This window comes from Polaromonas sp. Polasp52, from assembly GCF_059491565.1.
On the sequence record NZ_CP168513.1, the window covers coordinates 2,911,985 to 2,937,250 of the forward strand.

Consider the following 25,266-nt stretch of genomic DNA (forward strand, 5'->3'; position numbering starts at 1 on the left):
TTTGTAACCGTAACAGAGCACCGGAGTGGGGAATTTATCACGTCAGATCGTTGAAAAGATTGGATTTATTCGTAAATGAATCCAAAAGAATTACACGTAACAAAGGTAAATACAACCAATAAAGGCAGTTATTTCCCGTCCAAATAGCGAGCTAGTAACAGATTTGAAACAACCATGACCCAGACCATGCAAAAACAAACCCTTTCCTTCCAGGCCGAGGTGGCGCAGCTGCTCAAGCTGGTCACCCACTCCCTGTATTCGAACCCCGAGATCTTTCTGCGCGAGCTGATTTCCAATGCGTCGGATGCCTGCGACAAGCTGCGCTTCGAGGCGCTCAACGACGCTTCGCTCTACGAGAACGACGCCGAACTCAAGGTGCGCGTGAGCTTCGACAAGGCCGCGAGCACACTGACCATCACCGACAACGGCATAGGCCTGTCACAGCAGGAAGCCATCGACAACCTGGGCACCATCGCCAAGAGCGGCACGCGCGATTTCATGGCCAAACTCTCGGGCGACCAGAAGAACGACGCGCAGCTGATAGGCCAGTTCGGCGTGGGCTTTTATTCGGGCTTTATCGTGGCGGACAAGATCACGGTGGAAAGCCGCCGCGCGGGCCTGCCGGCGGGCCAGGGCGTGCGCTGGGCCAGCGACGGCACCGGCGAGTTCGAGGTCAGCGATATCGAGCGCGCCGAGCGCGGCACCAGCATCATCCTGCACCTCAAGGAGGACTCGCTCGACTACCTCAACGCCTGGAAGCTCAAGGGCATCATCAACAAATACTCCGACCACATCTCGCTGCCCATCCTGATGCAGAAAGAGGAATGGAAAGAGGGCGAAAACGACCAGCCCGGCGAGATGGTGACGACCGGCGAGTGGGAAACCGTGAACCAGGCCGCGGCCCTGTGGACGCGCGCCAAGAAGGACATCACCCAGGACCAGTACGACGAGTTCTACCGGCAACTGAGCTACGACAGCGAGGCGCCGCTGGCCACCACGCACAACCGCGTGGAGGGCGCGACCGAGTACACGCAGCTGCTGTTCATCCCGGCCAAGGCGCCCATGGACATGTTCAACCGCGACAAGGCCGCGGGCGTGAAGCTGTATGTCAAGCGCGTCTTCATCATGGACGACGCCCAGGCGCTGATGCCGACCTATTTGCGTTTCGTCAAGGGCGTGGTGGACTCGTCCGACCTGCCGCTCAATGTCTCGCGTGAACTGCTGCAGGAAAGCCGCGCCGTCAAGGCCATACGCGAAGGCTGCACCAAGCGCGTGCTGGGCATGATCGAAGACCTGGCCGCCAACGATGCCGAAAAGTTCAAGACCTTTTACGCCGAGTTCGGCGCCGTGCTCAAGGAAGGCCTGGGCGAGGATTTCGCGAATCGCGAGCGCCTGGCCAAACTGCTGCGCTTCGCTTCTTCGACCACCGACACGGTGAGCGTGGGTTTTGCCGACTACAAGGCGCGCATGAAGGAAGGCCAGGACGCGATCTACTACATCACCGCCGACACGCTGGCCGCCGCGAAGAACAGCCCGCAGCTCGAGATCTTCCGCAAGAAGGGCATAGAAGTGCTGCTGATGGCCGACCGCGTCGACGAATGGGCGCTGAACTACCTGCACGACTTCGACGGCACGCCGCTGCAGTCGGTCGCCAAGGGCGCGGTGGACCTGGGCAAGCTGCAGGACGAGGACGAGAAAAAGGCCGCTGAAGAGGCGCAGACCCAGTTCAAGCCCGTCCTCGACAAGCTCAAGGAAGCCCTCAAGGACAAGGCCAAGGACGTGCGCGCCACCACGCGTCTGGTCGACTCACCGGCCTGCCTGGTGGTGCAGGACGGTGACATGTCGACCCAGCTGGCCCGCATGCTCAAGCAGGCCGGCCAGGCCGTGCCCGAGGTCAAGCCCATCCTGGAAGTCAACGCCCAGCATCCGCTGGTCAAAAAGCTCGAAAGCGGCGAACACTTCGACGACCTCGCCCACATCCTGTTCGACCAGGCCCTGCTGGCCGAAGGCGGCATGCCGAACGACCCGGCAGCCTATGTGCGGCGGGTCAATGCCCTGCTAGCCTGAGCGTCGCCGCGCCGTCTCCCGGCTAGACGACCAGCGGCGCTTCCTGCATGGCCTCGGTCTGCTCTTCGAGCATGTCGACCTGGCCCTTCCAGTAGTCGCTGGAGCCGAACCACGGGAAATTGATGGGGAAAATCGGGTCGTGCCAGCGCTGCGCCAGCCAGGCGCTGTAGTGCACCAGGCGCAGGGTGCGCAGCGGCTCGATCAGCGCGAGCTCGCGCCGGTCGAATTCGCGGAACTCCTCGTAGCCGTCGACCAGCGCGCCCAGCTGCCGGGTGCTCTGGGCCCGGTCGCCGGAGACCAGCATCCACAAATCCTGCACGGCCGGGCCGCTGCGGGCGTCGTCGAGGTCGACAAAATGCGGCCCCGCCAGCGGCAGGCCTTCGGGCGTCCACAAGATATTGCCGGGGTGGCAGTCGCCGTGCAGGCGCAGGGTGCGCACGTCGCCCACGCTCTCGAACACGGTTTGCGCCACCAGCATGGCTTCGTCAAAGGCCTTGCGCCAGCGCGACTCCATGTCCAGCGGGATGTAGCCGTGGGCGCCTTTCGCACCATGATCGCCGCCCAGCAGGATGTCGCGCGGGGCAAAGCCGAAGGTCTGCAGGTTGAGCGCGGGGCGATGGACAAAGGGTTTTGCGCTGCCCACGGTGTGGATGCGCGCCAGGAAGCGGCCTATCCATTCCAGCACCTCGAGGTTGTCGAGCTCGGGCCGGCGCCCGCCGCGGCTGGGCGAGACGCTGAAGCTGAAGCCGCCGAAGTGGTGCAGCGTGGCGCCTTCCAGCAGCAGCGGGCCGACCACCGGGATCTCGGCGGCCATCAGCTCGGCGGCGAAGGCGTGCTCTTCGATGATTTGCGCGTCGCTCCAGCGGTCCGGCCGGTAGAACTTGGCGACCACCACATCGCCCGCCAGCTCGGCTTCGCCGACCGGGCTTTCGAGATGCACCTGGTAGACCCGGTTTTCGTAGCTGGACAGCGCCATCAGGCGGCCGTCGCCCAGCAGGCCCACGCTGGCCAGCGCGTCCAGCACGCGGTCAGGGGTCAGCGTCTCGTACGCATGCAGCGCGGCGCTGGCGGGGGCTTGGCTTTTCTCGGTCATGCACCGATTGTCGGCGCAGTTGCCGGGCCCAGCCAGCGGGGGCGTGTAAATGGCTGTTCCCGTGAACAGCTTCTCAGGGCCGCAGGATGTGGCCGGTGCGCGGGTCGCCTTTGCCGGCGAGCACCTCCTGGTACACCGCCTGCACGGCCGCCCGGCCGGCATGCCGCTGGGGGCTGAGCCAGGGCGGCTGGGCGCTGCCCACCTGCCCGGTGAAGTCCTGCCAGGCTTGCGCGAGCTTGCGGCCGAAGGCTTCCGCGCCCCAATCGGCGACGCGTTTTTTGACCTGGGCCGGCGCGAAAAACAGCACCGGCCTGGGACCCGGCAAATCCCGGCTGCCGCCCTTGGCCGCGAGCTCGTCGACATGGGTGCCGCCTATGGAGCAGTTGTAGCGCAGCTGGCCGAAGCGGCCGTGGATGCGCTGGCGCAAGGGGGCGCTGCCCGCGAAATCGACATAAATGCAGGGCGTATCGGCGGCCAGGCTGTCCAGCTGTTCGTAGCCCAGCACGCGGCTGTAGCAGCCCAGGCTTTCACAAAAAGCCGTGTTGCCCGGCGAGGTCAGGCCCACGACCTGCAGGCCGGCGCGCCTGGCGAGCTGGAAGGCCGTGCCGTAAGCGGTCTTGCTCGATGCGCTGGACAGCAGCAGGGTGGTGCCTCCGCCGAAAAAATCGTTGTCGGCCAGGAAATCGTCGATCAGGAAGGAGGTGATGAACAGCGGTCGCAGCAGCGACTGCACATCCTCGGTGGCGGCGTCGTAAAACGGGTCGGTGGCGCAGCGCATGTACTGGTTGTAGACCACCGGCAGCGCCTGCCGGTGAGCAGCGCCGTCAAAAAAGCCCGCGGATGTCACGCGCGCGGGCTGCGCCACCAGCTCGCTGCCCATGGGGTAGTAGCCGTAAAACTTCTCGCCCACGGCGACACCCTCGCACTGCGATTGCGTCACCACGGCGAAACCCCAGACCGGGATGCAGCCCCATGCGTCGTCGCCGGTCGGGAAGAACTGCCAGTAATTCATGGCCTCGCCAAAGGCCGCGTAGGTGATGTTGTTGGACGTGAGTGCGAAGGACTCGATGGCCAGCCGCACCTGGCCGGGGGCCAGCGCAAGCGGGGCTGCGGTTTGCCAGCGGGTTTCGGTAAGGGAGTCCTTGCGGACCTGGAAGGTGGCGATGTTCATCACCGCACCGTAAATGAAACGGCCCGCCGGTTCAACACCGGCGGGCCGCATTAGTGACACTGAGGCCTGATTACTTCAGGGTAATCGTCACGTCGATATTGCCGCGGGTTGCGTTGGAGTACGGGCAAACCTGGTGGGCTGCGTCGACCAGGGCCTGGGCGGCGGCGCGGTCCATGCCGGGCAGGGTCACGTCCAGGCGCACGGCGATGCCGTAGCCGTTGGGGATCTTGCCCAGGTCGACGCTGGAGTCAATCGACACGTCGGCGGGGACGTCGATCTTCTTCATGCCGCCCACGGCCTTCATGGCGCCGATGAAGCAGGCTGCGTAGCCGGCCGCGAACAGCTGCTCAGGGTTGGTGCCGGTGCCCGAGGTGCCGGGCGAGCTCAGGGTGACGTCCAGGCGGCCGTCGTCGGTCTTGGACTTGCCGTCACGGCCGCCGGTGGTGTGGGCGTGGGCGGTGTAGAGAACTTTTTCGAGCGTGGTCATGGTGGCTTCCTTTGAAAAATACCCCGGTCAGGGGCGGGTTAAAAATCGGTGAAAAGTAAAAGGGGTCAAGCCGTGAGGCGCTTGCGGAAAGACTGGACTTGCTGCGTCAGCGACACCAGTTCGGGAATCGAGCACTGCGTGGCGCTCAGGATGCAGCCCGGGATCTTCGCGGCCTTGTCCTTGAGCTTGCGGCCAGCGGCCGTCAATGTGATGTGCACGCGGCGCTCATCCTGCACGGCGCGCAGGCGCGAGACCAGCCCGGCCGTTTCCATGCGCTTGAGCAAAGGCGTCAGCGTGCCCGAATCGAGGTACAGCCGCTCGCCGAGCTCGGACACCGTGAGGCCGTCCTGCTCCCACAGCACCAGCATCGCGAGGTATTGCGGGTAGGTCAGGCCCAGATCCTCGAGCAGGGGCTTGTAGAGCTTGGTCATGGCCAGCGAGGTGGAATACAGCGCAAAACACAGCTGGTTGTCCAGCTGCAGCATGGCGTCCACGGAGTCGGTTTTGTTGGGCATGGAGTGGATTGTAGCTCACAATTAAATTGTGTGCAAGTTAATTGGTTGAGAGATGTTTCCAGGCTTCCGAGCTACCGGGGCATGCGCCAAAAGAAAAAGGCTTCAAAACCGAAGTTTTGAAGCCTTTCAGGCTTTGCTCAGCGCGGGGCTGAGTCAGCGGGTTCGCAGGGCTTAGTAGCCGCCGCGGCCGCCACCACCACCGCCGTAGCCGCCGCCACCGGAGCGGCCGCCACCGCCGCCGCCGTAGCCGCCACCGCCGGAGCGATCGCCGCCACCACCGTAACCGCCACCACCGCCGCCGAAGCCGCCGGTACGGGGAGGACGTGCCTCCATCGGACGGGCTTCGTTCACGGTGATGCTACGGCCGCCCAGGGACTGGCCGTTCATGCCGGCGATTGCGGCTTGTGCTTCGGCATCGCTGCCCATTTCGACGAAACCAAAACCCTTGGAGCGGCCGGTGTCGCGCTCCATCATGACTTTGGCGCTGGTAATGGAGCCGAAGGCGCCGAAAGATTGTTGCAGGTCTTCGTCGCGGACCGTGTATGGCAGATTGCCGACGTAAAGTTTATTGCCCATGGGGACTCCTAAAAACACATAAAAACAAAGCGATGGGGTCCCGAAAGCACAACAAACTCAAAAGTAACGCCGTAGCGCGCGAAACTGACCGATCACCAACTTGTGCGGGTGTTTTGCAACCCGTACTGCTCGATTATGCGCCCATAAGTGCCAAAAGCCCTCTTTTAGTTTTTCTTTCGCTGGTTCTGCTCCCTTTCCCCCTGGAAGAGAGCGTGACGAAAAGGGCTTTGCACCGGCTGGGGCCAGGCTCCAGGCCCTCCCACTAAACTCGGGGCCATGCAAACCCCCAGCAGCGCGCGCGCCGCAAAACCACACAAGGGCAATACCAGGCCCGCGCCCGCCGCGCAGGTCATTGAAGAGCTGCGCCCCGGGCAGTCGATTGAGCTGCTCAAGGAACTGCACATCCTCACGCGCGAGGGCAAGCTCAACCAGGACACGCGGCGCAAGCTCAAGCAGGTTTACCACCTCTACCAGTTCATAGAGCCTTTGCTCAAGGATGCCGCTGCGCAGAAAGCCGGCTTCACCCTGGCCGACCACGGCGCCGGCAAGTCCTACCTGGGTTTCATCCTGTACGACCTGTTCTTCAACGTGGCGCATGCGGGCGAGCCCGTGGCCGGCCATGTCTACGGCATAGAAACGCGCGCCGAACTCGTCGAAAAATCCCGCAGCCTGGCCGCGCGACTGGGCTTTGCGCGCATGTCCTTCCTGAATCTGACGGTGCAGGAGGCCACCATCTCGGACCAGCTGCCGCCCGCCGTCGACATCGTCACCGCGCTGCATGCCTGCGACACCGCCACCGACGACGCGATTGCTTTCGGCCTGGCCAAAGGCGCGAGCCACATGGTGCTGGTGCCCTGCTGCCAGGCCGAGGTGGCCGGCGTGCTCAAGAAAAGCCGGGCCCTGTCACTGGCCAAAACCCCGCTGGCCGAACTCTGGCGCCACCCGCTGCACACGCGCGAATTCGGCAGCCAGATCACCAATGTGCTGCGCTGCCTGCAGCTCGAAGCCAACGGCTACCAGGTCACCGTGACCGAACTCGTGGGCTGGGAGCACTCGATGAAGAACGAGTTGATTCTGGCCAGCCGCCCGGCCCAGCCCCAGGCCGGCAAGACCCGCGCGGCGCAAGCGCGCTTGCGCGAGGTGCTCGATGAGCTGGGCCTGGGCGAGTTGACGGCGCGTTTCGGCGTCCAGGCCGAGCCGGCCTAAGCCTGGGGCGTAGCCTGGCCGCGGCGGTCCGCGGCCAGTTGCCGGATATTCGCAATCAGCGCCTGCTGAGCCGGCGTGGGCGCCATGTCGGCGCGCAGCGTGAGCCCCACCAGTTCCTCGGTGCCCGCCATGCTGACGGGCAACTGCAGCAGTGCACCGCTGTCCAGCTCGGGCCGCACCGCGCCCAGCGGCGAGACCCAGACCGCATCGCTTTGCAGCGTGTAGCCGCGCGCAATCGACACCGACAGCGTTTCAATCGTGCGCGCCGGCAGAGCCAGGCCGCGCGAGAGGAAAAAGCCGTCCGCCGTGTGGCGGATCGCCGTGCCCTGGGTGGGCAGTACCACCGTGAAGGCCTGCAGGCCGGCCAGCACGTCGGCCTTCAGCGCGGCGTGTTCCAGCAGCGGGTGGCCGGGCCGCACCGCCAGCACCAGCGGGTCGGCATACAGGTGCTCAAAACTCAGGCCCAGCATATGGGCCGGCTCGGCAAAGCGGCCTATGACCAGGTCCAGCTCGCGCTGCCGCAGGCGCGCCAGCAATTCGGGGTTGGCGCCTGTGTGTATGCGCAGGCTGGTGTGCGCGCCTTCCCCGGCTTCGGCATCCTGGCGCAGCAGCAGTTGCGGCAGCAGCCAGGGCGCCACCGTGGGCAGCACGCCGATCGCGACCACGGCATTGCCCTGGCGCCGCGTCTGCGCCACGCTGGCCACGGCCTCGCGCAGCGCGCTCACGCTGGCGCCGGCATGGCGCAAAAAAGCCTCGCCCTCACGCGTGGGCACCGCGCCCCGGCGTCCGCGCTCAAACAGGCGCACGGCCAGCAGGTCTTCGAGCTCTTTCAGGGTTTTGGAAACGGCCGGCTGGGTGACGGCCAGCACGTCGGCCGCTTTTTGCAGGCTGCCGTGCTGCGCCACCGCCAGGAAGCACTGCAAATGCCGGTACTTGATACGTTCATCGACCATGGCGTGATTTAACCATCATCGGCCTATTTGGTTATGGATAAAGCGAAAAAATCTCAATATACATAACCATTCAGTGCGATTAAAGTCATTCCAGCGCCGGAATTCGCCTCAAAAAGCGTCCAGGCTGCCCATCTGACCCACGGAGACACCCAGCATGAAACCCGACCTGAACAACAGCTTTCTCGCCCCGCGCGACTGGACCAGCCATTCGCCGCATATCTACCCCGGCTACAAATCCACACTGCTGCGCGGCCCCAAGCAGCCCCTGGTGCCTATCAAGCAGGCGCTGGCCCAGCTCAACGCGCCGGTCTACGGCATAGAACAGTTCGGCCCGCTGGACAACGACCTCACCAAAAACGCCGTCATGAACGGCGACCCGCTCGGCGAACGCATCATCGTCACCGGCCGCGTGATGGACGAAGACGGCCGGCCCGTGCGCAACACCCTGGTCGAAGTCTGGCAGGCCAACGCCGCCGGCCGTTATGTGCACAAGGTCGACCAGCACGACGCGCCGCTGGACCCCAACTTCCTGGGTGCCGGCCGCTGCATGACCGACGACCAGGGCCGCTACAGCTTCAAGACCATCAAGCCAGGCGCCTATCCCTGGGGCAACCACCCCAACGCCTGGCGGCCGCAGCATATCCACTTCTCGCTGTTCGGCGACTACTTCGCGAGCCGCCTGGTCACGCAGATGTATTTCCCCGGCGACCCGCTGCTGAGCTACGACCCCATGTACATGGGCGCGCCCGACAGCGTGCGTGAGCTGATGGTCTCCAAATTCAGCCTGGACGTGACCCAGCCCGACTACGCGCTCGGTTATGTGTTCGACATCGTGCTGCGCGGCCCCAAGGCCACGCGTTTTGAATAAGCGGCGGAAAGACACCCCATGAGCCAGCTCAAACAAACCCCTTCCCAGACCGTCGGCCCCTTCTTCGCCTACGGCCTCACGCCCACGCAGTACGGCTACGACCTCAAAAGCCTGTTCACGCCCGTGCTGGCCCAGCCGAATGCCCAAGGCGAACACATACGCATCACCGGCCAGGTCTTTGACGGCGCCGGCAACGCCATCATGGACGCCATGGTCGAGATCGCCCAGCCCGACGGCAGCGGTCAGCCCATCACCTCGGTGGAGGATGCCGAAGCGCGCGGCTTCACCGGCTTCGGCCGCTGCGGCACCGGCACCCTGCCGCAAAGCCACTACGAGTTCTTCACCGTCAAGCCCGGCGTGGCCGCGGCGGGGCAGGCGCCCTTTATCAACGTCTGCGTGACCATGCGCGGCTTGCTGGTGCACACCTTTACGCGCATCTACTTTGAGGATGAAGCCGAGGCGAATGCCAAGGACGCGGTGCTGGCCAGCGTGCCGGCCGCGCGGCGCGCCACCCTGGTCGCCAAGCGCGAGATGACGGGCGCCGGGCCGCAGTACCGCTTTGACATCCATATGCAGGGTGACAAGGAAACGGTGTTTTTCGACCTGTGAACGCGTGGGGGCTTGTGACGCCCGCGTGTGACGGGCCGGGTGTTAAAGGTCTATAAAAGCAGTTTCCCCAACGGGAGGCCTGCATGACCATTGAACTCGACCATTCCATCGTTTCGGCCCGCGACAAGGTGGCCGCGGCCCGGCAGCTCGCGGAGTTGCTGGGCGTGCCCTGGGCGCCCACGGCGCTGGGGCCTTTCTCCGCCGTCTATGTCAATGAAGGCCTGACGCTGGATTTCATTGACACGGACGAGGACTTCCCCGTCCAGCACTTCTGTTTTCGGGTGAGCCCGCAGGAGTTCGACGCCATCCTGGCGCGCATCCAGGCGGCCGGCATTCCTTACCGCAGCACGGTGCGCGGCCCCATGGACCATCAGGTCGACACGCAGTTTGGTGGCAAGGGTGTTTACTGGAACGAGCCTGAGGGGCACCAGTGGGAGATGCTGACGGTCAGCTACGCACGGCAATGAGGGGGCTTAATCCTCGCCGTAATCGTGGTCCGGGTGATTGACGGTGCCAAGCTTCCAGTAGCCCCGACCCACAATGCGGCTGCGCTCCACACCGAGCTCCTCTATCAGCAACTGGCGTAGGCGCCGCATAGCCGCAGCTTCGCAGGCCAGGTAAATGCGGGCGTCGGCCGCGGGCGCGCCGGCCTGGCGCAAGGCGGCTTCCAGCGCGGTGCCGGCCTTGCTGTTGTCGGCGCCGCGCGCCACCCAGCGGGCCTGCACTTTTGCAGCGCTGTGCAGCGGGCGTTCTTCGCCAGCGTCCACCACTTCGACCAGCACCTGCGCCTGTGTGCTCGCGGGCAGGGCGGCCAGAATGGTTTCAAACGCGGGCAGGGCGCTGTCGTCGCCTATCAGCAGGTGGACCGGCGCGTCCAGCGCGAGTTTGTAGCCCGGGCCGGGCCCCATCAAGAACAGCACCTGGCCAGCTTGTGCCTGCGCGGCCCAGGTGGATGCAGGGCCGTCGCCGTGCAGCACAAAGTCGACGTCGACTTCGTGCACATCCGCGCGCACGGCCAGCGGCGTGTAAGTGCGCATGGACTTGGGCCTGGGGCCATCGGGCAGCGGGCGCTCCGGCTCGGCCTGGCCGGGCTCGGGAAAAATCAGCTTCATATAACTGGCCGGGTCGTTGACCTCAAAGCCTTCAAGCTCCGCACCCTGCAGGGTGATGCGGCGCATCAGCGGGCTCAAGGTCTGCACGCGGGTGACTTGCACGCGGCGCGGCGGACGGCGTTTGCGCGGTGCGGCCTCGGGTGCGGAGGGGGAAGCGGCTAGGGTGGACATGGTGTCTTTCAAAAGGGCTGCGCTTTATGCGCAAGCTGGGTGAAGTGTTCTAGTTGAGAATAATTATCATCTTGGGCAATATCCGGTGCTTTGCAAGGGCTAAGCAAGAAAGTGTCCTACCCAGGGGCGCGCGCCCCGTGCAGTAAAGTAAGCCCAGGCGGCGCCCCCCGGCTTTACCCGCCCTCTCTTTCCCCACGTCCCCTTCAGCGCTTACCTATACCTATATCTATGACAACTTTCGGAACCCCCTTGTCCCCCCACGCCACCAAAGTCATGCTGCTCGGCTCCGGCGAGCTGGGCAAGGAGGTGCTGATCGCGCTGCAGCGCCTGGGCGTGGAGACGATTGCCACCGACCGTTATGAAAACGCGCCCGGCCAGCAGGTGGCCCACCATGCGCGCACCATCACCATGAGCGACCCGGCCCAGCTCAAGGCCCTGATTGAAAAAGAAAAACCCGACCTGGTCGTGCCCGAGATCGAAGCCATTGCCACGCCCATGCTCGAAGAGCTCGAGGCCGCCGGCACGGTGCGCGTGATCCCCACGGCCCGCGCCGCGCGCCTGACCATGGACCGCGAAGGCATACGCCGCCTGGCCGCCGAAACCCTGGGCCTGCCGACCAGCCCCTACGTGTTCTGCGATTCGCTGGAAGAGCTGCAGGCCGCGATTGATTCGACCACCGGCTACCCCTGCGTCGTCAAGCCGGTGATGAGTTCCTCAGGCAAGGGCCAGAGCAAGATTTCCGGGCCCGCCGACGTGAAAAAAGCCTGGGACTACGCCATGGCCGGCGGCCGCGTGAGCCACGGCCGCGTGATCGTCGAGGGTTTTATCGACTTCGACTACGAGATCACCCAGCTCACCGTGCGCGCCCTGGGCGCCGACGGCAAGGTGGAAACCCACTTTTGTGAGCCCATAGGCCATGTGCAGGTCAGCGGCGACTATGTGGAAAGCTGGCAGCCGCACCCCATGCGCCCGGCCGCGCTGCAAAAATGCCGCGAGATCTGCAAGGCCGTGACCGACAACCTGGGCGGCCAGGGCCTGTTCGGCGTCGAGCTGTTCGTCAAGGGCGAGGACGTCTGGTTCAGCGAAGTGAGCCCGCGCCCGCACGACACCGGCATGGTGACGATGTGCACGCAGTGGCAGAACGAATTCGAACTCCATGCGCGCGCCATCCTGGGCCTGCCGGTCAACACCGCGCTCAAGAGCCCGGGCGCCAGCGCCGTGATTTACGGCGGCGTCGATGCCCAGGGCATCGTCTTCGACGGCGTGGCCGAGGCGCTGCGCGTGCCCAATTCCGATATCCGCCTCTTCGGCAAGCCCGAGAGTTTTGTGAAACGCCGCATGGGCGTGGCACTGGCCTTCGATGCCGACGTCGAAACCGCGCGCATCAACGCCAAGACGGCGGCCGCGCTGGTGCGCCCGCGCAAGGCCGGATGAGAAGCTCTTCGCGATGAATTTCGCCGATCTTCACCTGCTGGAGGATTCCGCCTGGCGGGTGTTGATCTCGGCCGTCGTGGCCGTGGTGCTGGCCCTGGTGGTGCACCGCGTGGGCGCCGCGGTGATCTGGCGCCTCACCCGTAACCTGCCCATCTCCAGCGCGGTGGCGCGCCGCAGCTGGCGGCCCACACGCTTCGCCCTGCCCCTGGTCGCGCTGCAGGCCGTCTGGCAGGCCGCGCCCGATGCGCTGCCGCTGATCTCCCAGGTGCGCCACGGTAATGCCCTGCTGCTGCTGGCCACCCTGACCTGGCTGGCATTGCGCGCCATCGACGGCGTGGCCCAGGGCGTGATCGGCCAGCATTCGGTCGAGGTCGAAGACAACCTCAATGCGCGCCGCATCCATACCCAGACGCGGCTGCTCGCGCGCACCGCCGGCTTCATGGTGCTGGTGGCGGGACTGTCGCTGATGCTGATGACCTTCCCGGGCGCGCGCCAGCTGGGCGCCAGCCTGCTGGCCTCGGCCGGCGTGATCGGCATCGTCGCCGGTATCGCGGCCCGGCCGGTGTTCAGCAACCTGATCGCCGGCCTGCAGCTGGCGCTGGCCCAGCCGCTGCGCATCGACGACGTGCTTATCGTGCAGGGCGAGTGGGGCCGCGTCGAGGAAATCACCGGCACCTATGTGGTGCTCAAGATCTGGGACGAGCGGCGCATGATCATCCCGCTGCAGTGGTTCATCGAAAACCCCTTCCAGAACTGGACGCGCAACAGCGCGCAGATCATAGGCACGGTCTTCCTGTGGGTGGACTACCGCATGCCGCTGGAGCCGCTGCGCCAGGCCGCGCGCCGCGCCTGTGAGGCCGCGCCTGAATGGGACAAGCGTTTGTGCCTGCTGCAGGTGGTGGAAGCCGGCGAGCGCAGCATGCAGCTGCGTGTGCTGGTGACCTCGGGCAACTCGGGCCTGAACTGGGATTTGCGCTGCAAGGTGCGCGAGGCGCTGGTGGATTTTTTGCAGCGCGAGTACCCGCAGTTCCTGCCTATGATGCGCGCCGAGGTCACCGGCGGCGTTGAAGGCCCCCAGGGCGCGGAGCCGACCGGGCAGCTGCCGCCGCAGGTTTAAGGCCCCGGGCTTCCACGATGCCGGATTCGCAGGCCATCCGTACGACCTGAGTGCGGGCCGCTGGGGTGCCAATGGTGCTAGTGGCGAAGGAGTATCCAGATCAGCGTGGCAAAAAATCCAGCCAGCACCATGACAACTGCCCATCCCGGCACCTCCGAGTCCCTTGACCTCGCGGGCGGTCGCCCCAGTTCCTCCAGAAGAATGTCGCGTTCGACTGCCGGGCGGAAGGGAAGAGATACCAGCGCGAACAGTCCCGCCAACGCGGCGACGGCGCCCCCCACCATGGCACCCCATGTGTAGAGATAAAAATCCAGTTCGTGAAGGCCGTGCTCCTTTGCCGCATAGGAAGCTTGCCCTTTCATCTGAATCCTGACTTCGCCGCTGGTCCAGCCTATCCAGCCAGCGCCCAGGAAGAAAAGCCCGACCAATACCAGCGCGGTGCAGCCAATCACCAGCCAGACGAACCCTCGGCGACGCAGCTTTTTACGCTCGCCAGGCTGCCGTGGATACCGGTCCTGCTCCGCAGAGATATCCTGCTGCTCTTTTGCCTGTTGCCCCAGAAAGCCCATCCGGCGTTCCTCCGTCCGTCAGGCCGCGGCGTCCAGGCAGCCGGCAAACACCGCGCTGCTGACCAGCTCAAACTCCTTGGCCTCGGGCAGCTGGTAGTGCCACCACTCCATGGGGTGGTGCACAAAGCCGGCCTCCAGCATGATGGTCAGCAGCTTCATGCGGTTGAGCTGCACGGCGGCCGGCAGGTCGGGGTAAAAGTGGTGCGAGGCCGCCGTCATGGTGTCCACCGGCGTGCCCATGTCCAGCTCATGGCCCTGCTCGTCCAGCAGGGTCAGGTCCACCGCCACGCCGCGCGTGTGGTTGGAGCCCTTGGCCGGGTCGGCCACATAACCGGGCACGGGCAGCACCGCCCAGAGCGCTTCCTGCGCCTCATGCGGGCGGAAGGCGTCAAAAATCTTCAGCTTGAAACCAAAGGCGCGCGCGCCCGCCACCGCGCGCCGCAGGCAGGCCTCGGCCTCGGGGTGCAGAAAGCAGAGTGTGTGGCCGTAGATCACCTGGCCGGTGAAGTTGTCGGGCCGTGCATACATCATGTCGATCACGACATCGTGCGTGGCTTCCCGGATCTGGACGAGGGGACTGGAAGGCGGCATGGTGCGGCGCAATCGTGACAGGGAAGGACTTGTGGTGGGCTTGCTACAAAAGTGCTACAAGATTGTTGGCCCTGGGACAGTTTAGCCGGGGTGCCAACTTATACTGCCCCGAAATCCATAACAACCGACCCCCGCGGGGGGGCACTATCGAGGAGCCGTCCCCCATGAGTCCATCCTTGTCGGCGCTGCTGCGCCCGTGCCTGCTGCTGGCTTTTTGCGGCGTGTTGCAGGGCTGCGCGCCCATGTTCAACAAGGCGCTGACCACCGAAAACCGCAACCGTGTGCGCGATGTCGACGTGCAGGTGCTGATGCCGCAGGAAACCGTGATCTTCAGCGCCGATTCGCCCAACGTCTCCGCGGCCCTGGGCGGCGGCCTGATAGGCGCGCTCATTGACGCGTCGGTGCAGAAGTCCCGCCAGGAGGCAATGAGCGGCGAAATGGGCGTTTTCCTGGACCGCCTGGCCGACATCGACTTTCGCGGCGAGAGCAAGGCGGCGCTGGCCGACGGCACGTCCGGCTTCGCGCTCAAGGTGAGCAACGCCGAAGTGCTGGCCCGCATCCCGACCAAGAGCGCCCTTGACGCGCGCATCGCCAAAACAAAAGGCGGCAGCGCTTTCATGCGCCTGTTGGTCTATTACACGCTGGACCCGAAATCCCTCACCCTGACCACCCGCAGCCATGCGCAGATGTGGCAGGACGGCGCGGCGGAGCGCAGCTACGCCGGCAGCTTTATTTACCAGGAGGCGGCACCGGCCGCGCTGGCAGGCGCCGCGCCCGGCGCGGAAGCCGCCGCGGTGCGCGAGATGATGCGGCGCGCCGTGCTGCAGACCCTGCGCATGGCCAGCCTGGATATCAACCAGCCGGCGCCAGCCACGTCCGCTACGTCCGCTACGTCTGCCGCGCCCCGCAAGGCCGATGCCAAGCCCCAGTACACGTTTGCCATGGGCGGCACGCGTGTGCCCCTGGCCGGCGACCTCGTCGCCAGGGAGGGCGACCGCGTGGTCCTGCGCGACAAGGGCGGCATCCTGTTCTCGGTGCAGAAGTAAAAGGATTTCCCATGAACGCACATCACCTTCTCCGCGCCATCCCCGCCCTGGTGGCCCTTGCCTGCGGCCTGCCGCCGGCGGCCCATGCGCTGACCGACACCGAAGCCCTCAGCATGGTGTTTGAAGAGCCGGCCCCCAACAGCTTCGGCAGGCCGACCCAGGCAGCCCCCGCGCCGGTTCAATATCCGCGCGGCTGCCGCATCCATGTTCGCAAGGTGGAGGATTTGCGCCTGAACACCGAAACCGTGGGGAGCTCGATTTTCATGATGCCCGGCGCGACCGGAGTGCCGCTGGGCGGTGCGTCGCTGCTCAGCGGCGACGGCCTGAAGTGGACCACCAGCGCGCTTCCCTCGCTCAAGGCCTCCGGCGTGCAGACCGAGGCGAGCGAGGCGGCGGCCGGGAACCGTTCGGCGGAAGTCGCCCTGCGCCTGGCGCAGGCCTGGACTTCAGGCCTGAACATGCATTCCTACGTGATGCTGCAGGCCACCGTGCCCACGCCCGCGGGCGAGGTCAAAAAGCGCTACCACGGCTTCGGCACCAAGATGAACTTCGCCAACGGCAACGCCGAGTACATGGCGACCCTGAACCTCGGCATGGCCGAGGCGCTGAAGGCCTATGCCGCCGACCTGCGCAGCGCCTGCGAGGGCAAGTCCGTCGCCGCCTCGCCCTGAGCCGGCTTACTGGAAAGCCACTTCCGAAAAACTGCGCAGCTTGCGGCTGTGCAGCTGCGTGATGCCCTCGGCGCGCAGCAGCTCGATGGCGCGTATGCCTATGCGCAGGTGCTGGTCCACGCGCTCGCGGTAGAAATGGTTGGCCATGCCCGGCAGCTTGATCTCGCCGTGCAGCGGCTTGTCGCTCACGCACAGCAGGGTGCCGTAGGGCACGCGAAAGCGAAAACCGTTGGCTGCGATGGTCGCGCTTTCCATGTCCAGCGCCACCGCGCGGCTCTGGCTGAAGCGGCGCTGCGGCTGGTTGCCGGGCAGCAGTTCCCAGTTGCGGTTGTCGGTGGAGGCCACGGTGCCGGTGCGCATGATGCGCTTGAGGTCGGGCCCGACCGCATGGGTCACGTCGGCCACGGCTTTTTCCAGCGCGACCTGGATTTCGGCCAGCGCCGGGATAGGCACCCACAAAGGCAGCTCCTCGTCCAGCACGTGGTCTTCGCGCACATAACCGTGGGCCAGCACGTAGTCGCCCAGCTGCTGGCTGTTGCGCAGGCCCGCGCAGTGGCCCAGCATGACCCAGGCGTGCGGGCGCAGCACCGCGATGTGGTCGGTGATGTTCTTGGCATTGGCAGGGCCCACACCGATGTTGACCATGGTGATGCCGCTGTGGTCGGCGCGCAGCAGGTGGTAGCCCGGCATCTGCGGCAGGCGCGGCGGCGGCACGCCGAGATCGTCGCCCTCGGCGGCGGGCAGGCCGGTGCGCCGGGTCACCACGTTGCCGGGCTCGATGAAGGCGATGTACTCGCTGTCCGGGTCGGCCATGGCTTCATGGCCCAGGCGCACGAACTCGTCGATATAGAACTGGTAGTTGGTGAACAGCACGAAGTTCTGGAACCAGTGCGGCGAGGTGCCGGTGTAGTGGCGCAGGCGCTGCAGCGAATAATCGACGCGCGCCGCGGTGAACAGCGCCAGCGGTTGCGGTTCGCCGGGCAGGGGCTCGTAAGTGCCGTTGGCGATGCCGTCGTCCATGGCGCTCAGGTCGGGTAAGTCGAAGACATCGCGCATCAGCATGCGGCGCGCCGCCGTCATACTGCCTTCGATGTGGTCGTTCTCCGCGAAGGAGAAGTGGATGGGTATCGGTTGCGCGCTGGTGCCGACTTCCAGCTCCACGTCGTGGTTCTGCATCAAGAGGCGGAACTGCTCAAGGTAGTAGTTGCCGAAGAGGTCGGGCCGCGTCAGCGTGGTTTCAAAGCGGCCGGGGCCGGCGACAAAACCGAAGCTCAACTGCGCGATGTCGGGCGTCTCCAGGATGGCGCGCGCCACCGTGTCGGTGTGTATGCGCACAAAGGGGTAGCAGGCGCGCACATGGCCGGGAAGGGTTTCGCCGGCCACGTAACGCTGCATCGCGTCGCGCAAATGGGCGATCTGCTGGTCGTAAATCGCGCGGACCTGGGCCAGCGCGGCGGCCGGGTCGCTGTAACGGGTGGGGGCGATAAAGGGAGGGAGATAGGGCATGAAGGGCGGGCCTGTCTTTCTGCTGTGTACTGTGTATGTTGCCATTGTGCGGCAACTCCCCGGAAGCCGTGCTTCATCTTCAGACCCTAGAATGCGTCGATGAATCCATCCAGGCCCTTTGGGCAACTCTTTGGGCTGTTGCGCGCGATGCGGGGCGCCCTCGTTCTTCTGGGGGCCTTGTGCCTTCAGGCCGCCCATGCCCAGGCCCCCGCGCCGGCCGCGGCGCCGGCCCAGATTTCCCGCGACGCCCAGCGCGCCTATGAAACCACGCGCGACAAGCTGGTGCAGATTCGCACCCTGCTGCGCAACTCCAACACCCAGGCCAGCGTGGGCTCGGGCTTTTTTGTCTCGGCCAACGGCCTGATCATCACCAACTTCCACGTGGCCAGCCAGCTCGCGCTGGAGCCAGAGCGCTACCGCGGCGTCTATGTACCGGTGGACGGCAAGGAGGCCGAGGTCGAACTGCTGGCCTTTGACGTGCGCAACGACCTGGCCCTGCTGCGCGTGAAGGCGCCGGCCGCGGGCGCGACGCCGCAGCTGGCCTTTCGCGGCGCCGATCGCCCGCTGGCGCGCGGCGAACGCATCTATTCGCTGGGCAACCCGCTGGATATAGGCTTTGCCGTCACCGAAGGCACGTACAACGGCCTGGTGCAGCGCAGTTTTTACCCGCGCATCTTTTTCGGCGGCGCGCTCAATCCCGGCATGAGCGGCGGCCCCGCGCTTGACGACGCGGGCCAGGTGGTCGGCGTCAACGTCTCCAAGCGGCTGGACGGCGATCTGCTGAGCTTTTTGATTCCCGCCGAATTCGCCCAGGCCCTGCTGGCGAGGGCGGCCACGGCCCAGCCCATCACCAAACCCGCGCATGCCGAGGTCGCGCGCCAGCTCGGCGAGCACCAGGCCCTGTTGACCAAGCGCTTCACCGCCCAGCCGCTGACCGCGCAAAAGCACGGCGGCTACAGCGTGCCCGTGCCCGACGACGCGCTGGCCCGCTGCTGGGGCCGCGGGCGCGAACCCGACTTCAAGGCTTTTGACCTGGAGCGCACCGACTGCCAGATCGACAGCCACGTGTTCGCCGGCGACTTCAACACCGGCTACATACGCCTGCGCTACGAGGCCTACAACGCGCCCAAGCTCGGGCCCCTGCGCTTTTCCGCGATGTACTCGCAAAGCTTTGCCAATGAATTTTTCGCCACGCGCGGCTCGCGCAAGGCCACGCCGGCCGAATGCTCGGAACGCTTTATCGAGACCGGCGGCATGCCCATGCGCGCCGTGGTCTGCATGAGCGCCTACCGCAAGCTGGCCGGCCTTTACGACGTGTCGGTGCTGACCATGTCGGTCAACCAGTCCACACGCGGCGTGCAGGGCCGCATGGATGCGCAGGGCGTGAGTTTCGAGAACGGCCTCAAGCTGGTCGCGCATTACCTCGCCGGCTTCAAGTGGGAGGCCGCCAAATGAGCGCCACCCCTATCCTGGGCCTGCTGCAGGCCACCGACCGAACCGGCGCCCTGGTCGCCCGCCTCGAGGTGCGGCACTGGCCTGTCACCGTGGGGCGCGCGCTCACGGCCGACCTGGTGCTGGACGACAGCCACGTGGCCGGCGAGCATTTGCGCATAGACCGCAGGCCCGAGGGCGGCGTCAGCGTGCAGGTGCTGGACAGCGTCAACGGCGTGACCCTGGGCCGCGCCCGGCATGGCCAGGGTGCGCAGTTCGACTGGCCGGCCGGCGAGGCGCTGGCCCTGGGCCGCCTCAAGCTGGGCCTGCGCCTGGCCGAGGCGCCGGTGGCGGCCGAGGAGCTGTTGCCGCATTTCCCCTGGCGCACCACCGGCTGGACCTTGCTGGCCCTGGCCGGCATGCTGGCCCTGGTGCTGGGCCAGTCCTGGCTCACGCTGACCGAGCCCTCGCAGCTCGCGCGGCAATTGCCCGGCGTGCTGGGCGGGGTGGTCCTGGCGGTCAGCGTCTGGGCCGGGCTGTGGGCCCTGGCCACCAAGCTGTTCACCGGCCACCTGCAGTTCTGGCGCCATGTGCGCATCGCCTGCTTCAGCTCGCTCGCGGTACAGGCGGTGTCCACCCTGGCCGGCCTGCTGGCCTTTATGTTCTCGCTCGAAAGCCTGGCGCGCTTTGAGGGCCTGATGCTGCTGCTGGGCGCCGCGGCCGGCATCTATGTGCATCTCACCGTCATCGCGCCGCAGCGCCGCCGCGGCCTGGCCGCGCTGGTGGCCGGCATCGCCGTGCTGGCCACGGTGGCCTTGCTGGGCAGCAACTGGCTGCAGAACAAGCGCCTGTCCAACAAGCTTTACCTGTCCACGCTGTACCCGCCCTCATTGCGCATGGCACCTGCCGTGCCGGTGGCGCAGTTTCTGGATGAGGCCGGCTCGATTCGCAAGCGGCTGGATGAGCGCCTCAAGGATCGTGAGCCGGATGCCGACACGCCAGAAGATCCGGATGCTGACTAGGATTTCATCGGCTCTCGCATGGTGACGAATTCCTCCGCCACCGTCGGATGTATTCCGATGGTGCTGTCAAAAACCGCCTTGGTCGCGCCGGCCTTCATGGCCACGGCAAAACCCTGGACGATCTCGCCGGCGTCCGGGCCCACCATGTGCAGGCCCACCACGCGGTCGCTGGCGTCCTCGACCAGCAGCTTCATCAGCGTGCGCTCGGTGCTGCCGCTCAGCGTGTGCTTGAGCGCCTTGAAGTCGGCGCGGAACACCGTGACCTTGCCGAATTTGGCGCGCGCGTCGGCTTCTGAATAACCGACGGTGCCGATGTTGGGGTGGGTGAAGACGGCGGTCGGCACGAACTCATAACTCATGTTGCGCGGCTTCTTGCCCGCGGCCGGCCCGAAAAGCTGGTCCACCACCACCATGGCCTCGCCCAGTGCCACCGGCGTGAGCTGCAGGCGCGCCGTCACGTCGCCCAGCGCGTAGATCGAGGGCACGGAGGTCTGGTAGTGCTCGTTGACCTGGATCGCGCCGGCCGCGTTGACCGCCACGCCCGCGGTTTCCAGGCCTATGCCGCTCGCATTCGGCACGCGGCCCGTGGCGTAAAGCACCGCGTCCACTTCCAGGCCCGCGCCGCCGCCCTTGAACTCGACCTGCAGGCCGGTGTCGGTTTTCGTGATGGCGCTCACTTCGGTGCCCAGCCGCAGCGTGATGCCGGTCTTGCCCATCTCGGCGGCGATAAAGCGGCGCACATCCTCGTCAAAACCCGTGAGCAGCATGTCGCGGCGGTGCACCTGCGTCACTTCCGAGCCCAGGCCGTTGAAGATGGAAGCGAACTCGCAGGCGATGTAGCCGCCGCCCACCACCATCAGGCGTTTGGGAAAAGGGCTGAGGTCGAACATATGGTCCGAGGTCAGCACATGCTCGCGGCCCGGCAGCGCCGGCACGGTGGCGGTGCCGCCGGTGGAGACCAGGATGTGTTTGGCGGTGAATTTCTGGTCGTCGACTTCTATGGTGTGTTCATCGAGCAGCCGCGCCCAGCCCTTGATGATCTTCACGCCCGCGCTTTCGAGCAACTGCACATACACGCCATTGAGCCGCGAGATTTCGCGCGCGCGGTTGGCCTTGAGGATGTCCCAGTCGAACACCGGCTTCTCGCCGACCCAGCCGAAGCCGTGCGACTCCTCAAAGCTGTCGCCGTAGTGCGCGGCGTAGCTGTAGAGTTTTTTCGGGATGCAGCCCACGTTCACGCAGGTGCCGCCCATGGCCGCGACTTCGGCCAGGCCCACGCGTGCGCCGCGCTGGGCCGACATGCGCGCGGCGCGCACGCCGCCGCTGCCGCCGCCGATCACAAAGAGGTCAAAGTCAAATGTCTGCATGCGCTGTGTTCCTTCTTATCGTCTTCTCTTATCTGGTGCCTGAATGCCGGCCCTCAAGGCTGGAACTCCTTGAGTTCCTGTTTCATCCACTCAATAAACACCCGGGTGCGCATGGGCAGCAGCCGGGCGTGCGGGTAAACAATGTTGATGGGCCGGGGCGGCGGCTCGAACTCCTCCAGCACGGTGCGCAGCTGCTTTGTTTGCAGGAACGGCGCCACCTGGTAAGAGAAGAACGAGCCGAAACCCGCACCCGCCGCGCAGGCCGCCACGGCCGGCGCGATCTGGTTGAACTCCAGATTACCACTGACCGCCAGGCGAAGCGGCTTGCCCTGGTCCATGAACGGGCCCCATGTGGGGGAATGGTCGGTCACGCGCACGCAGTTGGCCTTGAACAGGTCTTTCGGGTGTTTGGGCACGCCGTGGCGGCGCAGCCAGGCCGGGCTGGCCACCACCAGGCGGCGTATCTGGCCCACCTTCTGCGCCACCAGGCTGGAGTCCTCGGGTTCGCCTATGCGTATGCCCACGTCTATGCCTTCTTCCAGCAGGTTGACCACGCGGTCCAGCAGCACCATGGAGCAGCGCATCTTCTCGTGCTGCTGCACAAAACGCGTGACGGCGGGCGCCACATGCATTTGCCCGAACAGCATGGGCGCGGTAATGGTCAGCTGGCCCGCGGGTTCGGCCGCGTCGGCCGAAAGCGCCGACTCGGCATCGGCCAGCGCGGCCAGCAGCTGGCGGCAGCTCTCCAGGTGGCGCCGGCCTTCCTCGGTCAGCGAGATGCGCCGTGTCGTGCGGTTGAAAAGCCGCACGCCCAGCTGCGCCTCAAAACCCGCCAGCGTGCGCACCATGGCCGGCAAGGAGGACTCCATGACCTGGGCCGCGGCCGTGAGGCTGCCTTGCTCGGCAATGTGGATAAAGGCCTGCATGGCTTTGAGTTTGTCCATGGCCGGAATGCTACGCCTGTGGCGGCAATTAATCCAGTTAGTGGATTAGTTAAATGCAGGTCGAACCATTTATTCAGGATATCGGTTCAAACAGAATCCATCACAGAGATTCTTCATTGCAACCCACCGAAAGTCCGCCATGAGCACACCCGCCGCCAAAGCCCAGCCTGCCCAGCCCATACGCTTTTACCGTTTCGCCATTTCCGGCCATTCACACCGGGTGGAGCTGTTCCTCTCGCTGCTGGGCCTGCCTTTTGAGCGCATCGAAATCGACCTGGCCGCCAAGGCGCACAAGACGCCGGCCTTCCTGGCCATGAATGCCTTCGGCCAGGTGCCGGTGATCCAGGACGGCGACGTCACGCTGGCCGACTCCAACGCCATCCTGGTCTACCTCAATGCGCGCTACGCGCCGGATGCCGAGCAGTGGCTGCCGCGCGACCCGCTGGCCGCCGCGGCGGTGCAGCGCTGGTTCTCGGTGGCGGCCGGCCAGCTGGCTTTCGGCCCGGCGGCCGCGCGCGTCGTGCAATTGTTCAAGCGCCCGGACAACCCCGAAGCCATTGAGCGCGCGCACGCGCTGTTCGCGGTGATGGAGCAGCAGCTGGGCCAGACCGCGTTCCTCGCGGGCAGCACGCCCACGCTGGCCGACATCGCCAACTACAGCTACGCGGCCCATGCGCCCGAGGGCAATGTCTCGCTTGAGGCCTATCCGCGCCTGCGCGCCTGGCTGGCCCGCATAGAAGCCTTGCCGCGTTTTGTGCCCATGGTGCGCACGCCCATAGGACTGGCCGCATGAACGCCCCGGCTTTTCATGAAGGCGAGCGCGCGGCGCAAGCGCGCGTCGGTGCGGCCGTGCGCGAGCGCATGGAAGAAATCGGTCCGCGCGTGATACGCGACTTCATGCCCGACCAGCACCGCGAGTTTTTTGAGCAACTGCCTTTTGTCATTGCCGGCACGGTGGACGCTGGCGGCCAGCCCTGGGCCTCGGTGCTGGCCCAGCCTCCGGGTTTTATCCATTCGCCTGATGCCCGCCACCTGACTGTGCGGGCCCGGCCGCTGGCCGGCGACCCTCTGCAAGCCACGCTGGCCGACGGCGCCGCGATAGGCCTGCTGGGGATAGAGCCGCACACACGCAGGCGCAACCGCATGAACGGCATAGTCCGCGGCCTCCATGCCGAGGGCTTTGCGGTGGAGCTGAGCCAGAGTTTCGGGAATTGCCCCAAATACATCCAGGCGCGCGAGCCGGTCTATGCGGACCGGCCCGCCTCAACGGCCGGGCCGGTGGTGCACGAGTCGGCGCAACTCCATGATGCAGCGCGCCGCATGATGGAGCAGGCCGACACCCTGTTTATCGCCACGGCCTACGCGGGCGACGAAACGCGGGCCGGCCGCGCCGGCGGCGTGGACGTCTCGCACCGCGGCGGCAAGCCCGGCTTTGTGCGCGTGGAAGCCGACGGCACGCTGACCGTGCCGGACTTTGTCGGCAACTACTTTTTCAACACCCTGGGCAACCTGGTGGTGAACCCGCGCGCCGGCCTGCTGTTCATCGATTTCGACACCGGCGATTTGCTCTACCTGGCCGTCACGGCCGACATCGTCTGGGACGGCCCTGAGGTGGATGCTTTTGCCGGCGCGCAGCGCCTGATGCGTTTCAAGGTGCAGTCCATGCGCCTGGTGGAGTCTTCCTTGCCGCTGCGCTGGGGCGAGGCGGAACTGTCGCCGGTGCTGGAAGCCACAGGTACCTGGACCAGGCAACCTTAGCCTATCGCTTCGAGCGCCAGTTCGCGCTCCAGCCAGGCTCGGAATTTCTGCACCGCCGGCCTGTCCGCGCTGTGGGCCGAGGTGATGATGCGGTAGCCCAGGCCGTCCACCGTCTGGCCCGGCAGGACCACCGTGAGCTGGCCGCCGCGCAGCAGCGGCAGCACCAGCGGTGTGCGGCCTATGGCAATGCCGCCGCCCTGCACGGCTGCGTTCAGCACATGCTCGTACTGCGAAAAATACAAACAGGGCTGCTGCGCAGATTGTTTTAAGCCCAGGCGCTCATACCAGTCCGGCCACGACATCCAGGGGAAACGTGTGGCTGGGTCGTAATACACCAGCAGCGGCATGTGCGCGATATCGGCCGCCGAATGGATGCGCGCCGCGACGGCCGGCGCCGCCACCAGCAAGGCCTGCTCCTGCAACAGCGGCGGGCTCTCGTCGCCAGGCTGCACCGGATAGAGCCGCACGGCCAGGTCCATGCCTTCACGCTCGAGGTTGACACGCGCTTCCGAAGCGTCGACCCGCACGTCGATGGCCGGCTCCCGCTGCTGGAATTTCGCCAGCTTGGGCGCCAGCCACAGCGCGGCGAAAGAGGGCGTGGTGGTGACCGCCACCGAGGCCCTGTCCACCGCCAGCAGGCGGTCCACGGCCGAGGCCAGTTGCGACAGCGCGGCGCGCGCCGCCTCATAGAGCTCCCGGCCCTGGGGCGTGAGGCTCAGCCCTTTGCCGCCGCGCAGGAACAGCGGCGCGCCCAGCGCGTCCTCCAGGCTTTTGACCTGCTTGCTGACCGCCGACTGCGTGATGCACAGCTCCTCGGCCGCGGCGGTGAAGCTCAGGTGCCGTGCCGCCGATTCAAAACCGCGTATCGCGTCCAGCGACATGGCGCGCAGCGCGTGGGAGGAAGAAGGGTTCAGCATGGCATGAGCGGTATGAGCAGGAGGAATACCCCGGATGACAAACCATCCGGCCGCTGGGGCCGGTT

The 25,266-nt window shown here is 65.9% G+C and carries 26 protein-coding genes; 13 read left to right on the plus strand and 13 right to left on the minus strand.

The window, feature by feature from the left end; genetic code table 11:
- The first annotated feature begins 186 nt into the window (after positions 1-186).
- The gene (gene htpG, locus ACEN9P_RS13655; RefSeq protein ID WP_495622180.1) at positions 187-2,067 is read left to right on the plus strand and encodes a molecular chaperone HtpG; all 1,881 of its coding nucleotides are present in this window, start codon (positions 187-189) and stop codon (positions 2,065-2,067) included.
- A 22-nt stretch (positions 2,068-2,089) separates the two neighbouring features.
- Here the strand turns inward: htpG and ACEN9P_RS13660 are convergent, their stop codons facing one another.
- From ACEN9P_RS13660 to rbp, 5 genes are all read right to left on the minus strand, one after another.
- Positions 2,090-3,160: a serine/threonine protein kinase gene (locus tag ACEN9P_RS13660; RefSeq protein WP_477661567.1), complete on the minus strand. Its 1,071-nt coding sequence runs from the start codon at positions 3,158-3,160 to the stop codon at positions 2,090-2,092.
- A gap of 73 nt (positions 3,161-3,233) precedes the next feature.
- Entirely contained in the window at positions 3,234-4,331 is a 1,098-nt protein-coding gene (locus ACEN9P_RS13665) for a DUF2855 family protein (protein WP_495619555.1), read from the minus strand.
- A gap of 70 nt (positions 4,332-4,401) precedes the next feature.
- Positions 4,402-4,818 (minus strand): organic hydroperoxide resistance protein, encoded by a 417-nt coding sequence (locus tag ACEN9P_RS13670; protein ID WP_007865659.1) that lies wholly within the window; start codon positions 4,816-4,818, stop codon positions 4,402-4,404.
- Positions 4,819-4,883: 65 nt separating this feature from the next.
- Positions 4,884-5,333, minus strand: coding sequence for a MarR family winged helix-turn-helix transcriptional regulator (locus tag ACEN9P_RS13675; protein ID WP_477661569.1), 450 nt, complete (start codon positions 5,331-5,333; stop codon positions 4,884-4,886).
- A 171-nt stretch (positions 5,334-5,504) separates the two neighbouring features.
- A complete protein-coding gene (gene rbp, locus ACEN9P_RS13680; protein ID WP_477661570.1) occupies positions 5,505-5,909 on the minus strand; it encodes an RNA-binding regulator in 405 nt (134 codons plus the stop codon).
- Between the two features lie 276 nt (positions 5,910-6,185).
- Here rbp and ACEN9P_RS13685 point away from each other — a divergent pair, with 276 nt between their 5' ends.
- The gene (locus ACEN9P_RS13685; protein ID WP_495619556.1) at positions 6,186-7,115 is read left to right on the plus strand and encodes a class I SAM-dependent methyltransferase; all 930 of its coding nucleotides are present in this window, start codon (positions 6,186-6,188) and stop codon (positions 7,113-7,115) included.
- Here ACEN9P_RS13685 and pcaQ read toward each other — a convergent pair.
- Positions 7,112-8,068 carry a pca operon transcription factor PcaQ gene (pcaQ, locus tag ACEN9P_RS13690; RefSeq protein ID WP_495619557.1) on the minus strand — a complete coding sequence of 319 codons (957 nt, stop codon included), beginning with the start codon at positions 8,066-8,068 and terminating at the stop codon, positions 7,112-7,114. The two genes, ACEN9P_RS13685 and pcaQ, sit on opposite strands and share 4 nt — an antisense overlap.
- A gap of 154 nt (positions 8,069-8,222) precedes the next feature.
- On the opposite strand from pcaQ, the gene pcaH reads away from it, so the two are divergent.
- The 3 genes from pcaH to ACEN9P_RS13705 all read left to right on the plus strand — a co-directional run bounded on the left by pcaH (position 8,223) and on the right by ACEN9P_RS13705 (position 10,012).
- Complete coding sequence (gene pcaH / locus ACEN9P_RS13695; RefSeq protein WP_495619558.1) at positions 8,223-8,936, plus strand: protocatechuate 3,4-dioxygenase subunit beta; 714 nt, start codon at positions 8,223-8,225, stop codon at positions 8,934-8,936.
- A gap of 18 nt (positions 8,937-8,954) precedes the next feature.
- Complete coding sequence (gene pcaG / locus ACEN9P_RS13700; protein ID WP_495619559.1) at positions 8,955-9,545, plus strand: protocatechuate 3,4-dioxygenase subunit alpha; 591 nt, start codon at positions 8,955-8,957, stop codon at positions 9,543-9,545.
- A gap of 83 nt (positions 9,546-9,628) precedes the next feature.
- A complete protein-coding gene (locus ACEN9P_RS13705; protein ID WP_477661575.1) occupies positions 9,629-10,012 on the plus strand; it encodes a VOC family protein in 384 nt (127 codons plus the stop codon).
- Positions 10,013-10,018: 6 nt separating this feature from the next.
- Here the strand turns inward: ACEN9P_RS13705 and ACEN9P_RS13710 are convergent, their stop codons facing one another.
- The gene (locus ACEN9P_RS13710) at positions 10,019-10,828 is read right to left on the minus strand and encodes a siderophore-interacting protein (RefSeq protein WP_495619560.1); all 810 of its coding nucleotides are present in this window, start codon (positions 10,826-10,828) and stop codon (positions 10,019-10,021) included.
- 228 nt (positions 10,829-11,056) lie between these two features.
- On the opposite strand from ACEN9P_RS13710, the gene purT reads away from it, so the two are divergent.
- Both purT and ACEN9P_RS13720 read left to right on the plus strand, forming a co-directional pair.
- The gene (purT, locus tag ACEN9P_RS13715; protein ID WP_495619561.1) at positions 11,057-12,262 is read left to right on the plus strand and encodes a formate-dependent phosphoribosylglycinamide formyltransferase; all 1,206 of its coding nucleotides are present in this window, start codon (positions 11,057-11,059) and stop codon (positions 12,260-12,262) included.
- 13 nt (positions 12,263-12,275) lie between these two features.
- Positions 12,276-13,379, plus strand: coding sequence for a mechanosensitive ion channel family protein (locus ACEN9P_RS13720; protein ID WP_495619562.1), 1,104 nt, complete (start codon positions 12,276-12,278; stop codon positions 13,377-13,379).
- 77 nt (positions 13,380-13,456) lie between these two features.
- Here the strand turns inward: ACEN9P_RS13720 and ACEN9P_RS13725 are convergent, their stop codons facing one another.
- On the minus strand, positions 13,457-13,948 hold the full coding sequence (locus ACEN9P_RS13725) for a hypothetical protein (RefSeq protein WP_477661579.1): 492 nt from the start codon (positions 13,946-13,948) through the stop codon (positions 13,457-13,459).
- Positions 13,949-13,966: 18 nt separating this feature from the next.
- Entirely contained in the window at positions 13,967-14,539 is a 573-nt protein-coding gene (ddpX, locus tag ACEN9P_RS13730; RefSeq protein ID WP_477661580.1) for a D-alanyl-D-alanine dipeptidase, read from the minus strand.
- A gap of 164 nt (positions 14,540-14,703) precedes the next feature.
- On the opposite strand from ddpX, the gene ACEN9P_RS13735 reads away from it, so the two are divergent.
- Together ACEN9P_RS13735 and ACEN9P_RS13740 are read left to right on the plus strand one after the other, a co-directional pair.
- Positions 14,704-15,585 (plus strand): hypothetical protein, encoded by an 882-nt coding sequence (locus tag ACEN9P_RS13735; protein WP_495619563.1) that lies wholly within the window; start codon positions 14,704-14,706, stop codon positions 15,583-15,585.
- Positions 15,586-15,596: 11 nt separating this feature from the next.
- Positions 15,597-16,256: a hypothetical protein gene (locus ACEN9P_RS13740; protein ID WP_495619564.1), complete on the plus strand. Its 660-nt coding sequence runs from the start codon at positions 15,597-15,599 to the stop codon at positions 16,254-16,256.
- A 6-nt stretch (positions 16,257-16,262) separates the two neighbouring features.
- Here ACEN9P_RS13740 and ACEN9P_RS13745 read toward each other — a convergent pair whose 3' ends face one another.
- Positions 16,263-17,762, minus strand: a complete 1,500-nt coding sequence (locus ACEN9P_RS13745) for an AMP nucleosidase (protein ID WP_477661583.1) — start codon at positions 17,760-17,762, stop codon at positions 16,263-16,265.
- Positions 17,763-17,939: 177 nt separating this feature from the next.
- Here ACEN9P_RS13745 and ACEN9P_RS13750 point away from each other — a divergent pair, with 177 nt between their 5' ends.
- Together ACEN9P_RS13750 and ACEN9P_RS13755 are read left to right on the plus strand one after the other, a co-directional pair.
- On the plus strand, positions 17,940-19,217 hold the full coding sequence (locus tag ACEN9P_RS13750; RefSeq protein WP_495619565.1) for a S1 family peptidase: 1,278 nt from the start codon (positions 17,940-17,942) through the stop codon (positions 19,215-19,217).
- Positions 19,214-20,215, plus strand: a complete 1,002-nt coding sequence (locus ACEN9P_RS13755; protein ID WP_477661585.1) for an FHA domain-containing protein — start codon at positions 19,214-19,216, stop codon at positions 20,213-20,215. The genes ACEN9P_RS13750 and ACEN9P_RS13755 overlap by 4 nt, the downstream gene beginning before the upstream one ends.
- Here the strand turns inward: ACEN9P_RS13755 and gorA are convergent.
- Both gorA and ACEN9P_RS13765 read right to left on the minus strand, forming a co-directional pair.
- A complete protein-coding gene (gorA, locus tag ACEN9P_RS13760) occupies positions 20,212-21,582 on the minus strand; it encodes a glutathione-disulfide reductase (RefSeq protein WP_495619566.1) in 1,371 nt (456 codons plus the stop codon). The two genes, ACEN9P_RS13755 and gorA, sit on opposite strands and share 4 nt — an antisense overlap.
- Positions 21,583-21,635: 53 nt before the next feature.
- Positions 21,636-22,526, minus strand: a complete 891-nt coding sequence (locus ACEN9P_RS13765) for a LysR family transcriptional regulator (protein WP_495619567.1) — start codon at positions 22,524-22,526, stop codon at positions 21,636-21,638.
- Between the two features lie 139 nt (positions 22,527-22,665).
- Between ACEN9P_RS13765 and ACEN9P_RS13770 the strand changes: the two genes are divergently transcribed.
- Together ACEN9P_RS13770 and ACEN9P_RS13775 are read left to right on the plus strand one after the other, a co-directional pair.
- Positions 22,666-23,319 carry a glutathione S-transferase family protein gene (locus ACEN9P_RS13770; RefSeq protein ID WP_495619568.1) on the plus strand — a complete coding sequence of 218 codons (654 nt, stop codon included), beginning with the start codon at positions 22,666-22,668 and terminating at the stop codon, positions 23,317-23,319.
- Positions 23,316-24,284, plus strand: a complete 969-nt coding sequence (locus tag ACEN9P_RS13775) for a pyridoxamine 5'-phosphate oxidase family protein (RefSeq protein WP_495619569.1) — start codon at positions 23,316-23,318, stop codon at positions 24,282-24,284. Before ACEN9P_RS13770 ends, ACEN9P_RS13775 begins: the two co-directional genes overlap by 4 nt.
- Here ACEN9P_RS13775 and ACEN9P_RS13780 read toward each other — a convergent pair.
- On the minus strand, positions 24,281-25,201 hold the full coding sequence (locus ACEN9P_RS13780) for a LysR substrate-binding domain-containing protein (RefSeq protein WP_477661590.1): 921 nt from the start codon (positions 25,199-25,201) through the stop codon (positions 24,281-24,283). The genes ACEN9P_RS13775 and ACEN9P_RS13780 overlap by 4 nt on opposite strands.
- Positions 25,202-25,266: the final 65 nt, after the last annotated feature.